The 15,139-nt window shown below is 68.4% G+C and carries 14 protein-coding genes; 3 read left to right on the forward strand and 11 right to left on the reverse strand.

Annotated elements, in window-relative coordinates:
- Window positions 1-3: 3 nt before the first annotated feature.
- The gene (lptE, locus tag ACWH43_RS22850; protein WP_158445740.1) at window positions 4-549 is read right to left on the reverse strand and encodes an LPS assembly lipoprotein LptE; all 546 of its coding nucleotides are present in this window, start codon (window positions 547-549) and stop codon (window positions 4-6) included.
- Window positions 536-3,160, reverse strand: coding sequence for a leucine--tRNA ligase (gene leuS / locus ACWH43_RS22855; RefSeq protein WP_158445741.1), 2,625 nt, complete (start codon window positions 3,158-3,160; stop codon window positions 536-538). Before leuS ends, lptE begins: the two co-directional genes overlap by 14 nt.
- 227 nt (window positions 3,161-3,387) lie before the next feature.
- Here leuS and ACWH43_RS22860 point away from each other — a divergent pair, with 227 nt between their 5' ends.
- Window positions 3,388-4,053 (forward strand): YggS family pyridoxal phosphate-dependent enzyme, encoded by a 666-nt coding sequence (locus ACWH43_RS22860; RefSeq protein WP_158445752.1) that lies wholly within the window; start codon window positions 3,388-3,390, stop codon window positions 4,051-4,053.
- Between the two features lie 6 nt (window positions 4,054-4,059).
- Here the strand turns inward: ACWH43_RS22860 and ACWH43_RS22865 are convergent, their stop codons facing one another.
- Window positions 4,060-4,443, reverse strand: coding sequence for a glyoxalase superfamily protein (locus ACWH43_RS22865; protein ID WP_158445742.1), 384 nt, complete (start codon window positions 4,441-4,443; stop codon window positions 4,060-4,062).
- Window positions 4,444-4,548: 105 nt separating this feature from the next.
- Window positions 4,549-5,100: a L,D-transpeptidase family protein gene (locus ACWH43_RS22870; RefSeq protein ID WP_158445743.1), complete on the reverse strand. Its 552-nt coding sequence runs from the start codon at window positions 5,098-5,100 to the stop codon at window positions 4,549-4,551.
- 96 nt (window positions 5,101-5,196) lie between these two features.
- Here ACWH43_RS22870 and ACWH43_RS22875 point away from each other — a divergent pair, with 96 nt between their 5' ends.
- Together ACWH43_RS22875 and ACWH43_RS22880 are read left to right on the forward strand one after the other, a co-directional pair.
- On the forward strand, window positions 5,197-5,883 hold the full coding sequence (locus tag ACWH43_RS22875; protein ID WP_158445744.1) for a response regulator transcription factor: 687 nt from the start codon (window positions 5,197-5,199) through the stop codon (window positions 5,881-5,883).
- 3 nt (window positions 5,884-5,886) lie between these two features.
- A complete protein-coding gene (locus ACWH43_RS22880; protein ID WP_158445745.1) occupies window positions 5,887-6,351 on the forward strand; it encodes a cyclic nucleotide-binding domain-containing protein in 465 nt (154 codons plus the stop codon).
- Between the two features lie 14 nt (window positions 6,352-6,365).
- On the opposite strand, the gene ACWH43_RS22885 is transcribed toward ACWH43_RS22880, so the two are convergent.
- From ACWH43_RS22885 to tesB, 7 genes are all read right to left on the reverse strand, one after another.
- Window positions 6,366-7,283: an EamA family transporter gene (locus ACWH43_RS22885; RefSeq protein ID WP_260349639.1), complete on the reverse strand. Its 918-nt coding sequence runs from the start codon at window positions 7,281-7,283 to the stop codon at window positions 6,366-6,368.
- A 137-nt stretch (window positions 7,284-7,420) separates the two neighbouring features.
- The gene (xth, locus tag ACWH43_RS22890) at window positions 7,421-8,236 is read right to left on the reverse strand and encodes an exodeoxyribonuclease III (protein ID WP_158445747.1); all 816 of its coding nucleotides are present in this window, start codon (window positions 8,234-8,236) and stop codon (window positions 7,421-7,423) included.
- Window positions 8,237-8,371: 135 nt separating this feature from the next.
- A complete protein-coding gene (locus ACWH43_RS22895) occupies window positions 8,372-9,223 on the reverse strand; it encodes a LolA family protein (protein WP_260349640.1) in 852 nt (283 codons plus the stop codon).
- Between the two features lie 204 nt (window positions 9,224-9,427).
- Window positions 9,428-11,989 (reverse strand): DNA translocase FtsK, encoded by a 2,562-nt coding sequence (locus ACWH43_RS22900; protein WP_448153648.1) that lies wholly within the window; start codon window positions 11,987-11,989, stop codon window positions 9,428-9,430.
- A 201-nt stretch (window positions 11,990-12,190) separates the two neighbouring features.
- A complete protein-coding gene (locus tag ACWH43_RS22905) occupies window positions 12,191-13,549 on the reverse strand; it encodes an ammonium transporter (RefSeq protein WP_158443241.1) in 1,359 nt (452 codons plus the stop codon).
- A gap of 29 nt (window positions 13,550-13,578) precedes the next feature.
- Entirely contained in the window at window positions 13,579-13,917 is a 339-nt protein-coding gene (locus ACWH43_RS22910) for a P-II family nitrogen regulator (RefSeq protein ID WP_158443242.1), read from the reverse strand.
- Window positions 13,918-14,153: 236 nt separating this feature from the next.
- Window positions 14,154-15,023 carry an acyl-CoA thioesterase II gene (gene tesB, locus ACWH43_RS22915; protein WP_158443243.1) on the reverse strand — a complete coding sequence of 290 codons (870 nt, stop codon included), beginning with the start codon at window positions 15,021-15,023 and terminating at the stop codon, window positions 14,154-14,156.
- Window positions 15,024-15,139 lie beyond the last annotated feature (116 nt).

The following is a 15,139-nucleotide window of genomic DNA, read 5'->3' on the forward strand; positions in this document are numbered from 1 at the left end:
GAATCAGGAGGTGAGGTCGGCCGCGATCTGCCCGCGAATCAAACTCGCCAGGTTCTTCGCGGCGCGGACCTGGGCGTCGCGGGCAGCGCGCACCGTCGCGAAGCGCTGCGAGGAGCGCTCGTAAGGCTCGCGGACGGAGTTGGTGCCGGAGGACACCACCTCGCCCGTGCCGTTGCGGGTGACCTTCCAGGTGGCGGTGGCGACGAGCACCGCCGAATCGGCGCGGCCATTGGCGTAGTCGACGGTCACGACCTCGATCGATTCGGCGATGCTGGCGTCGAATTTCAGGGTTTTGGCGGCGTCGGGCTCGTTGCCGCCGTCGAATTCGAAGACCAGCTCGTTGCGCAGATAATGGCCGATCAGCCCCTTGATCTCGGGGAACTCGATGCTGCGCAGCGCGCTTCTGACGCTGCCGCCGACCGTGCTGGCGGTCGATTCGGCGTAGAGCGGGCGGAAACAGCCGCCCGCCAGCGCCGCCAGGCCCAGCGCCACGGCCAGCGCCAGGCTGCTCGGCCGGATGATCTGCGCCGCGGTGTCAGACGACGACATTCACGATTCTCCCGGGAACCACGATGATCTTGCGGATGGCGCGCCCCTCAAGGGCTCGCTGCACCGCCTCGTCGGCGCGCACCACCGCTTCGACGGCCACCGTATCGGCATCCGCCGGCACAGTCACCTCCGCGCGCTTCTTGCCGTTGAGCTGCACGGGAAGCGTGATCGCGTCATCCTTCAGCAGGGCGGGGTCGGCCACGGGCCAGGCGGCCTCGCCGACCAGGCCGGGCTGACCGAGAGCATGCCAGCATTCCTCCGCCAGATGGGGCATCATCGGCGCGACGAGCTGGGTCACGATGGCGGCGGCCTCGTGCAGCGCGAAAGCGACGTCGGCGTCGAGCTGCGGCTTCTCGGCCGCGGCGTCGAGCGCTTTGCCGATGGCGTTGGTCAGCGTGTAGACATGGGCGACGCAGCGGTTGAAAGCCAGCCGCTCGATATCGGCGCCGACCGCGTCGAGGGCGCGGTGGGCGGCCTTGCGCAGCGCCAGCGCCGCCGCGCCGCTCTGCGCCGGCTGCGCGGCCTTGCCGCCGGTCCGCTCGACGATCTCGCCGATCAGGCGCCACAGGCGCTGGACGAAGCGGGCGGCACCCTGAACGCCCTCGTCAGTCCAGATCACGTCGCGATCCGGCGGCGAGTCGGAAAGCATGAACCAGCGGGCGGTGTCGGCGCCATAGGAGGCGATAATGTCGTCCGGGTCCACGACGTTCTTCTTGGACTTCGACATCTTCTCGATCGGGCCGATCGTGATCGGCGCGCCGGTCTCGACGTCGAAGCCCTTGCGGTCGCTGCCGGCGGTCTCGATGCGGACATTGCCGGGCTCGACCCAGTCGCCATTCGCGGCGCGGTAGGTCTCGTGCACCACCATGCCCTGGGTGAAGAGGCCGGCGAAGGGCTCGTCGAGCCCGGCATGGCCGGTCTTCTTCATGGCGCGGGTGAAGAAGCGCGAATAGAGCAGGTGCAGGATCGCATGCTCGACGCCGCCGATATATTGGTCGACCGGCAGGAAGCGATCGACCGCCTTGCGGTCGGTCGGGCTCTCGGTGCGCCACGGATCGGTGAAGCGGGCGAAATACCAGGACGAATCGACGAAGGTGTCCATCGTGTCCGTCTCGCGGCGCGCCGGCGCGCCGCATTGCGGGCAGGCGACGTGCTTCCATGTCGGGTGATGGTCGAGCGGATTGCCCGGCTTGTCGAAGGAGACGTCGTCCGGCAGCGTCACCGGCAGGTCGGCGTCCGGGACGGGCACCGTTCCGCAGGCGGAACAATGGATGATTGGGATCGGGCAGCCCCAGTAGCGCTGGCGCGAGACGCCCCAGTCGCGCAGGCGGAAATTGACCTTGCGCTGGCCGACCGGGCGGTTGCCGCGGATCTCGCTCTCGAGGCGGCGGGCGACCTCCTCCTTGGCTTCCGCGATGGTCTTGCCGTCGAGGAAGCGCGAATTGATCATGCGGCCGTCGCCGTCATAGGCGGTGTCGGTGACGACGAAAGCCGCCGGATCCGTGCCCTCGGGGGCGACGACGGGGGTGTTGCCGAGGCCGTATTTGTTGACGAAGTCGAGGTCGCGCTGGTCATGCGCCGGGCAGCCGAAGATGGCGCCGGTGCCGTATTCCATCAGGACGAAGTTCGCGACATAGACCGGCAGGGTCCAGTTCGGGTCGAAGGGGTGGACGGCCCGCAGGCCGGTGTCGAAGCCGAGCTTCTCCGCCTTGTCGATGGCCTCCTGGGCCGTGCCGGTGTGCTTGCAGTCCGCGATGAAGGCCTGGAGCTGCGGGCTCTTCGCGGCGAGGGCCTTGGCGATCGGGTGATCGGCGGCGACGGCGACGAATTTCGCGCCGAACAGCGTGTCGGGCCGGGTCGTGTAGACCTCGACCTCGTCGGTGCCGGCGGCATCCGATTCGAGGGCGAAACGAACCAGAAGCCCTTCCGAGCGGCCGATCCAGTTCTTCTGCATCAGCCGGACCTTCTCGGGCCAGCGCGTCAACCCGTCGAGCGCGTCGTTCAGCTCCTGGCCGAAGGCGGTGATCCTGAAGAACCACTGGGTCAGCTCGCGGATCTCGACCGGCGCGCCGGAGCGCCAGCCGCGGCCGTCGATGACCTGCTCGTTCGCCAGCACCGTCTCGTCGACCGGGTCCCAGTTGACCTTGGCGGTCTTGCGGTCGACCAGCCCGGCCTTGAGGAAGTCCAGGAACATCTTCTGCTGGTGGCGATAATAGCTCGGGTCGCAGGTGGCGAGCTCGCGGCTCCAGTCGAGCGACAGGCCCATCGACTTGAGCTGCTTGCGCATGGTCGCGATGTTCTCATAGGTCCATTCGCGCGGATGGACCTTCTTCTGCTTGGCGGCGTTCTCGGCTGGCAGGCCGAAGGCGTCCCAGCCCATCGGATGCAGCACCGAGAAACCCTTGGCGCGCTTGTAGCGGGCCACCACGTCGCCCATCGCATAGTTGCGGACATGGCCCATATGGATGCGCCCCGACGGATAGGGGAACATCTCGAGGACGTAGTAGCTCGGGCGCGTATCGTCGTTCCTCGTCTCGAAGAGCTTGCGCTCCTCCCAGACGGCGCGCCATTTCGGCTCGGATTCCTTCGGGTTGTAGCGTTCGACGGCCATATCAGCGAGCAATCACTCTGCGGGCATTCTTGCGGGAGGTGCCGGAGCGGGACGCCGCCGGCGCAGGGGTCCGTTGCGAAAAACCGGATGAGGTTTTCCACATCCTGTTCTAGGACACCATTGCGCGCACGGGGTCAACGGCGCGCGCCGGCATCGGACCGAAAACTGGAACCCGCTTTCCGGAATTCTCCGATGCGGTAACGTTTCACGGCATGAGGGGCAGCGATATGAGCGATACGGTGACGCGTCTGGAGGCGATCCGGGCCTCGGTCGCGCGAGCGGCGCGCGATTTCGGGCGCAAGCCGGAGAGCGTCACGCTCGTGGCCGTGTCGAAGACGAAGCCGGCCGGGCAGATCCTCGAGACGCTGGAAGCGGGCCAGCGCGTCTTCGGCGAAAACTACGTCCAGGAAGCCAAGACGAAATGGCCGGCGCTGAAGGAGCGCTTCCCCGAGGCCGAGCTGCACATGGTCGGGCCGCTGCAGTCGAACAAGGCGCGCGAGGCGGTGGCGCTGTTCGACGTGATCCAGTCGCTCGACCGCGAGAGCCTGGCCAAGGAGCTGGCCCGCGAGATCGCCCGGGCCGGCAAGGCGCCGCGGCTCTTCGTCCAGGTCAATACCGGCGAGGAGCCGCAGAAGGGCGGGGTCCTGCCGGGCGACGCGGATGCCTTCCTGACGCGCTGCCGCGCGGTTCACGGCCTCGCGATCGAGGGGCTGATGTGCATCCCGCCGGCGGAGGAGCCGCCCTCGCCGCATTTCGGATTGCTCGCCAAGATCGCCGCCCGCAACGGGCTCGAGGGCCTGTCGATGGGCATGAGCGCCGATTACGAGGCGGCGATCCAGCTCGGCGCGACGCATGTGCGGGTCGGCAGCGCGATCTTCGGCGAGCGGGGGTAGAACTGCTCAGCGCAGCAGCGGCTCGCCGACATCGATGCGGTTGCCGTCGGGGTCCTCGAAGACGAAGGCGCGCAGCCCGTAATCCTTGTCGCGCAGGCCCTTGACGATGCGCAGGCCGCGTTCGCGGATCACGCCATGCACCGCCTCGATATCCGCGACCATCATATGCGCGACATTGAAGGGCGCAGCCTTGTGGCCGGGCTGCAGCGTCAGGTGCAATTCGGCCGCATCCCGCTTCAGGATCATGAAGCCGACGGGATCGCCGTTCTCGAAGGTCTTTCGGAAGCCGAGCGCGCCGACATAGAAATCGCAGGCGCGGGCCATGTCGGCGACGGGCAGCATGGCGGCGATCCGCCCGAAGCGGAGGCCGGCAGAAACCGAATCAGTCATCGTAATTCTCGGGCTGGGAACGGCGCGGCGATGCAGGACGGTGCCTCACAGGCGCCGGTCGGTCCGGAGACAATGATCGAGACGGTGCTCGGTGCCGACCCTAGCTCACCGGACCACGATCCGGCAATGGCGGGCCAGCCGCGGCAGCACCTTGGCGAAGACATGCCCCTCGACCGCGACGCAGCCGGCGGTCGGGGTGAAGCCCGGGCGGGCGAGGTGCCAGAAGATCGCGCTGCCGCGCCCGCGAATCACCGGGCGGTCGTTCCAGCCGAGCGCGACGACGATGTCGTAGAGATGGTCCTCGCGCCGGAGCCGCTCCTCGGCCTCGCCGGGCGGCCGGTCGATCAGGCGGTTGTAGCGGCGGTCGTTCAGATCGTCGCACCAGGCGTCGCGCGCGCGGATCCGCCTCAGCGGCAGCAGCGTGCGCGGCCGTGCGAGGCGGTCGGCGCGGTAGAAGACGCCGCGCAGCGGCAGGTCGGTTCGCGGCGTGCCGCCGTCGCCCTCGCGCTTGCCGGTGACGATGCCGGAGCGGCCGAGCGCGCAGGGAAAGACCGCGTTGCCGGCGACGAGGAAGCCCTTGCGGCGGTCGCGGACCGAGGCGAAGACCCGCAGCGAGGAGAGGTTCTGCCGGCGCGAGCCGGGGCGGCCGGCGCTCATTTCACGGTTTCTCAAGAGGATTCCAGAATGCGTGACTTGCGGTGACGACTCGGCCGGCTCATGTTGCCCTACTCTTTGCGTGCGAGCGAACAGCCCATGTCCGTCGTCCATCATATTCTTCTGGTCGATGACGACCAGACCCTTCGCGATGCCCTTTCCGAGCAGTTGGCGCTCTATGACGAGTTCCGGCTGTCGACGGCAGGCAATGCGGCGGAGGCGGTCAAGGCCGTCCAGGGCGAGCGGATCGACCTCGTGGTGATGGATGTCGGGCTGCCGGACATGGACGGGCGCGAGGCGGTCAAGCTGATGCGCAAGAACGGCTTCAAGAGCCCGGTGGTGATGCTGACGGCGCAGAGCTCCGACGCGGACACGGTGCTCGGGCTCGAGGCCGGGGCCAACGACTATGTGGTGAAGCCGTTCAAGTTCGCGGTGCTGCTGGCGCGCATCCGGGCGCACTTACGCCAGTACGAGGCGAGCGAGGACGCCATTTTTCAAGTCGGGCCGTACACCTTCCACCCCGGCTCCAAGCTGCTCGTCAGCGAGAAGGGCTCGAAGACCAAGCTGACCGAGAAGGAGACGGCGATCCTGCGCTTCCTCTACCGCGCCGGCCGCAAGCCGATCGCGCGCGAGGTGCTGCTCCAGGAGGTCTGGGGCTATAACAGCCAGGTCACCACCCATACGCTCGAAACCCATATCTACCGGCTGCGCCAGAAGATCGAGCCCGATCCCGGCAATGCCCGGCTCCTCGTGACCGACGCCGGCGGCTACCGGCTGAATCCCTGACGGATGGCGCTCGACGACGACATGGCCCTGCTGGCCCGGCAGCCGCTGCTGAGCCTGATGGAACGGGATGCGCTGCGCCTGCTGGCCTTCGCGGCGGAAAGCCGCATCCTGCGGGCGGGGGACGTGCTGTTCCGCGCCGGCGAGCCTTCGGACGGCGCGGTGCTGGTGGTGTCGGGCGCGGTCGCGCTGACGGCGCAGGAGGATGGACGGCCGGCGAGCGAGATCGCCGGGCCGGGGGCGATGATCGGCGAGCTCGCCCTGTTCACCTCGGTGCCGAGGCAGGTCACCGCGATCGCCCGCGAGCCGACGCAGATCATGCGGCTGCCGCGCAGCGTGATGCGGCGCGTGCTGGGCGAATCGCCGGATTCGGCCGAGGCGATCGCGCAGGCGATCGGGGACAGGCTGCGCGGGTTCGTCGGCGAGCTCGCCTCGGTCCGGGCCGCGCTCGGCGCGATCGACCGAAAATAGCGGCCGGGGCCGGCTCAGGCGGCCGGCGGATGCCGGGCGGCGCGGATCGCGGCGAATTTCGGCCACAGGATGTTGACGCAAAGCCCGGCCAGGACGAGGCCGCCGGCGAGGAACTTCCACCACGGCAGCGGCTCTCCCAGCCAGATCGCCGCGGCGCCCATGCCGAAGACCGGGACCAGCAGCGAGGTCGGCGCCACCGTGGCCGCGGTATAACGCGAGAGCAGCCAGCCCCACACCGCATAGCCGAACATGACGTTGCCGACGCCCTGCCACAGCGCCGCCGCCCAGGCGGCGAGCGGCGCGCCGGCCAATCCGTCGCGGATCGCGGGCCAGCCCTCGATGCACCAGGACAGGACGAAGAGCGGCGGCACGGCGAAGAGGCTGGTCCAGACGACATACGCCAGCATGTCGACCTGCGGCGTGCTGCGCGAGACGATGTTGCCGCTGGCCCAGCAGAATGCGGCGAGGAGGATCAGGGCGACGCCGAGCGGGGTCGTCGCGCCGTCGGTGTGCCAGAGAATCACGACGATGCCGGCCGAGGCGAGCAGGAGGCCGCCGATCTGGAAAGGCTGGACCCGTTCGCGGGTGAGCGCCGCGGCGAGCAGGATCGTGAAGAAGGATTGCGACTGCACGACCAGCGAGGCCAGCCCCGGCGTGATGAAGCTCTTGATCGCGATGAAGAGCAGGCCGAACTGGCCGGCGCCGATCAGGATGCCGTAGGCGGCGAGCTTGCGCCACGGCACGGCCGGGCGCTTCAGGAAGAAGACCATCGGCAGGAGGGCGAAGCCGAAGCGCAGGCAGGCGAAGAGCAGCGGCGGGAAATGCGCGACGCCGATATGGATGACGACGAAATTCGTGCCCCAGACCACCATCACGGCGAAGGTGAGCAGCGCGTCGCGCAGGGACAGCGAAGAGGAGAGAGGGCGCTGCAACGATCCGGCCTTGGAAGGCCCGGCCGTCGGCCAGGCGCTGCGCCCTATACCATGGCGGCCGGCGGACGGGACGCTGCGGCGCAGCATGGCTGGGGCGCCGGCGGGGCATGGTGAAGGGGGCCGCTGCCGCGGCGGCGTCAGAGCTCCAGCGTGACCGTGACCGGGACGTGGTCGGAGGGGCGTTCCCAGCCGCGCGCCTCGCGCAGGAAGGTCAGGTCGCGCAAGGCCGGCTTCAGCCCGTCGGAGAGCCAGATGTGATCGAGCCGGCGGCCGCGGTTGGAGGCTTCCCAGTCCTGGGCGCGGTAGCTCCACCAGGAATAGAGCTTCTCCGGCTCGGGGCGCAGCGCGCGGGCAGCGTCGGTCCAGCCGAGTTCGCTGCGCAGCCGCTCCAGAGTCGTGGTTTCGATCGGCGTGTGGCTGACCACGTTGAGGAGCTGCTTGTGGCTCCAGACGTCGTGCTCCAGCGGGGCGATATTGAGGTCGCCGAGCAGGATCGCGGGGCGGTCGGTCGGCTTCTTCGTCACGCCCCAGGCGCCGATCTCGTCGAGGAAGGCGAGCTTATGGGCGAATTTGTCGTTCTTCTCCGGGTCGGGAATGTCGCCGCCGGCCGGGATGTAGAAATTATGGATGGCGATGCCGGCGGCGGCGCCCGCCGCCCTGTCGAGCGTCACGGTCATGTGCCGGGCGTCGTTGCGGCCGCACATCGCCATCGCCTCCTTCTCGCTGAAGGGTAGCTTCGAGACGATGGCGACGCCGTTATAGCCCTTCTGGCCGATGAAGGCCTGGTGGACATAGCCGAGCCGGTGGAAGTCCTTGGCCGGGAACTGCTCGTCCGGCGTCTTGGTCTCCTGCAGGCAGAGGATGTCGGGCGCGTGGCGGGTGAGGAAGTCGCCGACCATGCCGATGCGCAGGCGGACGGAGTTGATGTTCCAGCTCGTGACGGTGAGTTGCACGCGAAGATCCCGGCAAAGAAGGAGGCCGGAAACTGGGTCGTCGCACGGCAAAAGGCAAGCGCTTTGCCGGAAGACCGCTTCCCGTCACGGCGAGCGAAGCTTCGTTGCCGACGCTCCTCGCGATGACGGAAGGCGTCAGAGCGTGCGCTGGTGGTCGATCACGAAATTCTTGGGGTCGGCCCGGCGCTGAAGGCTGAGATTGTAGAGCGAGACGGCGGTTTCGTAGCCTTGCGGGTCGATCACCACCCATTGCCGCAATTCATTGGCGACGAGGTCGAACTTCAGCGTGATCTTCGAGGTCCCGCCCAGGGTCGAGCGGTCCTCGAGCCGGACGGAGAGGATGTCGCCGTCGACGCTGGCCCCGGTGATGGTTCCCTCGCGGCTCAGATCCATCTTCTCCCGCACCAGGAACTTCAGCGGCGTCTGGCCGATCGAATAGACGTCCTGCGTGCCCAGCCGCTTGTCGCGCACGGCGACGGAGGTCCCGTCGGCGATGACCTCGGTCGTCGCGGGCGGCTCGTATTCGAAGCGCATCTTGCCGGGGCGCTGGATATAGACCCGCCCTTCCAGCCGCTTCCCGTTATTGGCGAACTGGATGAAGTTGCCCTGCAGCGTCGTGAAGCTGTTGAGATAGGCGTTGAGGCGCTCGATCGCCTCTTCCTGCGTCGCGGGCGGAGGAAGCCTGGTCTTGGCGGGCGCGGGAGCGGGGCTCTGCCGGACTGTCTCCGGCTTCGCCGTTTCGGTCGCCGGCGCCGGATTCGCGGCGGGGCTGACTGCCGGCGCCTCGTTCGACGCCGTCCGCGGCTGGCCGAGATCGGCGGGGCGCATCGGCGGCAGCGGGATGCGGCGCGGGGCGGCGGGCTTGGCCGCTACCGGCCTGGCGGGCTGCGGCGGCTGCAATTGCAGCGGCTGCGCCTGCAGCGGCGCGGCCGCGAAGCCCAGGACGGCCGTCAGAACCGCAGCCCGAAGGATCGGGGTCATTGTCATGAGCAAATCTGCTCCACTCCCTGTACCGCGGCGCGCGCTCGCCGGACTTGGCGCGTCCCGACTTGACGCGTCGCGGCCCCGGCGCTGCGGAAGCGCCGGTCTTTCGCGGCTCCGGCATGCTTCAGGCTGCCGAGGTTGCAGCACCGTAATGGCAATTTGAGGACCGCTCCTCGTCCGCGCAAGCCCTCGGGCGAAGCCATGCGGCTATTCGTCGTCGCCGTGCCCTTGCGTCTCGACGAGGATTTCGCGCTTTCCGGCGTGGTTGGCGGGACCGACGATGCCCTCGTTCTCCATGCGCTCCATGATGGAGGCGGCGCGGTTGTAGCCGATCTGGAGGCGGCGCTGGATGTAGGAGGTCGAGGCCTTCTTGTCGCGCAGCACGACGGCGACCGCCTGCTCGTAGGGGTCGTCGCTCTCGACCGCGCCCATGCCGGTCTTGTCGAAGACGGCGCCGTCCTCGCCGCCCTCGGCCTCCTCCTCCTCGGAGGTGACGGCGTCGAGATAGTGCGGCCGGCCTTGCGTCTTCAGATGCGCCACCACCTTCTCGACCTCGTTGTCCGAGACGAAGGGGCCGTGGACGCGGGTGATGCGCCCGCCGCCGGCCATGTAGAGCATGTCGCCCTGGCCCAGGAGCTGCTCGGCCCCCATCTCGCCCAGGATCGTGCGGCTATCGATCTTCGAGGTGACCTGGAAGGAGATCCGGGTCGGGAAGTTCGCCTTGATCGTGCCGGTGATGACGTCGACCGAGGGGCGCTGCGTCGCGAGAACCACATGGATGCCGGCGGCGCGCGCCATCTGGGCGAGGCGCTGGATCGTGCCCTCGATCTCCTTGCCGGCGACCATCATCAGGTCGGCCATCTCGTCGACGATGACGACGATATAGGGCAGAGGCTCGAGGTCCATGACCTCCTCCTCGTAGATCGCCTCGCCGGAATGCTTGTCGAAGCCGGTCTGCACCGTGCGGGTGATGACCTCTCCCGCCGCCTTGGCCTCCTGGACCCGGGCGTTGAAGCCGTCGATGTTGCGCACCGAGAGCTTCGACATCTTCTTGTAGCGCTCCTCCATCTCGCGCACCGCCCATTTCAGCGCGACGACCGCCTTCTTGGGATCGGTGACGACGGGGGTGAGCAGATGCGGGATGCCGTCATAGACGGAAAGCTCGAGCATCTTGGGATCGACCATGATCAGCCGGCACTCCTCGGGCTTGAGCCGGTAGAGGATCGACAGGATCATCGTGTTGATCGCGACCGATTTGCCCGAGCCGGTGGTGCCGGCGACGAGGAGGTGAGGCATGCGGGCGAGATCGGCGATGACCGGCTCGCCGCCGATGGTCTTGCCGAGGCACAGCGCCAGCTTGTGCTTGGTCGCCTCGAAATCCTGGCTGGCCAGAAGCTCGCGCAGGAAGACGGTCTCGCGGCGGGTGTTGGGCAGTTCGATGCCGATGGCGTTCTTGCCCTGAACCACCGCCACACGCGCCGACACAGCGCTCATCGAACGCGCAATGTCGTCCGCAAGCGAGATCACACGCGACGACTTCGTCCCAGGCGCGGGTTCCAGCTCGTAGAGCGTTACGACCGGGCCTGGCCGGACCTGCGTGATCTCGCCGCGCACGCCGAAATCTTCCAATACGCCTTCCAGCAGCGTCGCGTTCTGCTCCAGCGCGTCGGTCGAGACGGTGGTGGCGGGGGATTTCTTCGGCTCGGCCAGATAGGTCAGCGGCGGCAATTCGAAGGAATCGCGGTCGAGGAAGGAGGGCTGCGCCTCGCGCTGCATGCGCTTGCCCGGTCTGGGCGCCGGCGCGGGCGCCGTGACGCGCGGGGCGTTGAGATCGCGCAGATCCTGCGCCTCGTCGACGTCGAAGGGCGGATCGTCGTCGAAATCGCGGGCCGCCGCGGCGCGGGCGCCCGGCAGCGGCTCCGGCTCGAAATTCGGCAGGGGCTGGCGCGGCGCGGGGCCGGCGCCGAATTGCGGCTCGCGGCGGACGCGGCCGGGATTCGCCTGCGGGGCCATGCCGGTGTCGACGGCCGGCTCGGGCGGGTGCGGCAGACGGCGCAGGATCGCGGCGCGCAGCGCCATCGCGCCATGGGCGAGCCAGCCGATCAGGATCACGGCGATGCCGGGCTCCTCGTCGCCGCGCTCCTCGCCGTCGGACAGGCTGTCCTCGGCCTCGTCGTCGAGGATCGGGTCCTCGTCATGGACGAAGCCGAAGCCGGCGGCGGCGGTCACGGCCAGAATGGCGATGCCGGCATAGAGGAAGCCGACGAGGCTCGCGACCGCGCCGCCGGCGATGCCGGCGATGTTGCGCGTGCCGAAGAGCAGCCCGTCGCCGATGACGCCGCCCATGCCGGTCGGCAAGGGCCAGCGCGGCGTCGCCGGGAGGGCGCTGGCGACGGCGGCGGCGGCGGCGATGCCGATGACCCAGAGGCCGAGCTTGAGCGCGCCGCGGTCGAAGAGATGGAAGCGGATCAGCCGCAGCGCCCAGATCATCGGCGGGAAGAGCAGGGCGATGACGCCGAGGCCGACGAGCTGCATCAAGAGGTCGGCGATCATCGCGCCGGGCTGGCCGAGCCAGTTGCGCACGGCGCCGTTGGTGGCGTTGTTGAGGCTGGGATCGTCGACCGACCAGCTCGCCAAAGCGAGGGCGACGACGACCATCAGCGCGAGCAGCCCCAGCCCGGTCAGTTCGGAGGCGCGGCGCGACAGGAACTCCCGCACCGGATCGGGCAGGCGGTCCATGAGCGATCGGGAGCGACGGATGGTGCGCATGCGGCTTCGGGTCGTATTCCGGGCTTTGGGCCGCCTCATGCCGGCCATATCTCCATCAGGTTAGGAAGCCGTGGTTAAGGTCCGCTTAACCTTGAACCGCGTCGATCCTGCGGCGCGCGGAAAAATGACAGGCCCCGGCGGCTTCCCGCCGGGGCCTGCGTTTCGCGTGAAGCGCCGGAACGCCGTCCGCGCCGGTCAGATTCAGATATTGTAGGCGCGCTCGCCATGCTCGGCGATGTCGAGACCCTCGCGCTCCTGGTCGGAGGTGACGCGCAGGCCGATGACGACATCGACGATCTTGTAGAGGATGAAGGAGCCGACGCCGCTCCAGAGCACGGCGACGACAACGGCGACGAACTGCTTCCAGACCTGCGCGCCCATGGCGTAGTCGGCGACGCCGACACCGCCGAGCGCCGGCGCGACGAAGATGCCGGTGCCGATCGAGCCGATGATGCCGCCGATGCCGTGGACGCCGAAGACGTCGAGCGAATCATCGTAGCCGAGCGCGTTCTTCACCGTGGTGCAGAAGAAGAAGCAGACGATGCCGGCGACGATGCCGAGCACGATCGCCCCCATCGGCCCGACGAGCCCGGCGGCGGGGGTGACGGCGACAAGGCCGGCGACGATCCCTGAGAGCATGCCGAGCAGCGAGGGCTTGCCCTTGACCACCCATTCGATGACGAGCCAGCCGGCGCCGGCGCCGGCGGTGGCGACGAAGGTGTTGATCATGGCGAGCGCCGCGCCCGCTGTCGCTTCGAGGTTCGAGCCGGCGTTGAAGCCGAACCAGCCGACCCACAGCACGGCGGTGCCGATGAAGGTCATGGTCAGGGAGTGGGGCGTCATCAGCTCCTTGCCGTAGCCGATGCGCTTGCCGAGCACGAGGGCGCCGACCAGGGCGGCGATGCCGGCGTTGATATGGACGACGGTGCCGCCGGCGAAGTCGAGCGCGCCGAGGGTGAAGAGATAGCCTTCCGAGAACCAGACCATATGGGCGATCGGGAAATAGACGAAGCTGCCCCAGAGCACGACGAACAGGACCAGCGCCGAGAACTTCATGCGCTCGACCAGGCCGCCGACGATCAGGGCGGGCGTGATCATGGCGAAGGTCATCTGGAAGCAGATGAAGACATATTCGGGAATGACGACGCCCTTGGTGAAGGTGTCGGAGGTCGAATCGGTGCTCACGCCGGCGAGGAAGGCCTTCGAGAAGGAGCCGACGAAGCTGGTCAGCGAGCCGCCCGAGGTGAAGGCCAGGCTATAGCCGTAGACCACCCAGATCAGGCACATCACGATCGCCGTGGCGGTGATCTGGCTCATCACCGAGAGCATGTTCTTCGAGCGGGCGAGGCCGCCATAGAACAGCGCCAGCCCCGGCAGCGTCATGAAGAGGACGAGCAGCGAGGACACCAGCATCCAGGCGGTGTCGCCCTTGTTGGGCAGGGCGGCAGCGGCGGCGGCCGGCGCCTCGGGCGCCGCCGTCTGGGCGAGGGCGGCGCCGGCGCAGAGCGCGGCGAGCGCGAGGCCGGTCGATCCGGCCCGCAGGACAGTCCTGAAAGTCATGGCTTGAAACTCCTGGAGGGGTCGGATGGTCAGAGGGCGTCCGCGTCGGTCTCGCCGGTGCGGATGCGCACGGCCTTCTCGATCGCGAAGACGAAGATCTTGCCGTCGCCGATCTGGCCGGTGCGGGCAGTGGCGGTGATCGCCTCGACCACGCGCTCGACGAGATCGTTGCCGACCGCCACCTCGATCTTGATCTTGGGCAGGAAGCTCACGGCGTATTCGGCGCCGCGATAGATCTCGGTATGGCCCTTCTGCCGGCCGTAGCCCTTCACTTCCGTCACGGTGAGGCCGTGCACGCCGATGGCGGTGAGCGCGTCGCGCACCTCCTCCAGCTTGAACGGCTTGATGATCGCCATCACGATTTTCATGGGCAGGGAGTCCCCTTCTCGGCGCCGGCCGTCAGCCCCGGCGAACGCGTTGCACCTCGTGCACCCTGCGGTTTGCAGGGGGCCGCGACATGCAATTCAAGGGGCGTGCCAAAGCGCTCCGCCGGCCGCACAGCGCCGCGCGGAGGCGAATTGGGGGATGATTCCGGCGAATCGCCAGAGGCTCAGATTAAATTATGGGCAGATGCCTGCGTGGCGCGCAGATGCTCAAGGCCTGATCAGGCGCGGCCCGGCCGCGGGCGAATGAGCCCTTCCTGCGCCACGGAGGCGACGAGCTTCCCCTGCCGATCGAAGATCAGCCCGCGCGAAAAGCCGCGCGCGCCGGAGGTCGAGGGGCTGTCCTGGGCGTAGAGCAGCCAGTCATCGGCGCGGAAGGGGCGGTGGAACCAAAGCGCATGGTCGAGGCTCGCGCCCTGGATCTTCTGGTCGAAGACGGTGGTGCCGTGGGCGATGAGGCTCGAATCGAGCAGCATCAGGTCGGAGGCATAGGCGAGCACGCTCTGGTGCAGGGCCGGCTCGTCCGGCAGCCGTTCCAGCGCCCGGATCCAGACGTTGAACTTCGGCTCCATCTTGCCGCCGGTGCGGTAGCGCTCGATCTCGACCGGGCGGATCTCGATCGGCCGCTTGCGCTGGTAATAGGCCTGCACCGCGTCCGGCATATGCGGCAGGATGCTGCGCGCCATCTCCTCCCGGTCCGGCAATTCCTCGGGCATCGGCACCTTCGGCATCGGCATCTGGTGGTCGTAACCCGGCTCGTCGACCTGGAAGGAGGCGGACATGGCGAAGATCGCCTCGCCCTTCTGGATGGCGAGCACGCGCCGCGTGGTGAAGGAGCGGCCGTCGCGCAGGCGGTCGACCTCGTAGATGATCGGCATCTCCGGATCGCCGGGCAGGAGGAAATAGGCGTGCAGCGAATGGGGCTGGCGGCCTTCCACCGTCTTGCAGGCGGCATAGAGCGACTGGGCGATCACCTGGCCGCCGAAGACGCGCGGCCAGGACGATTTCGGGCTGCGACCGCGGAACAGATTGCTTTCGAGCCGCTCGAGGTCGAGGATCGCCGTCAGAGAAGCGCTGATCTGCTGTGACATGAGGCCCTATCGCGGTCGGGTTGACGTCGGGATCGGCGGCTCGCAGAGGAACAGCCGAGACCAGACCGCATCAGCACCGAGGCGCTCCGCGCCGTCAAGCGGCCCGGCCGCGCGCC

Source organism: Allobosea minatitlanensis, assembly GCF_964020775.1.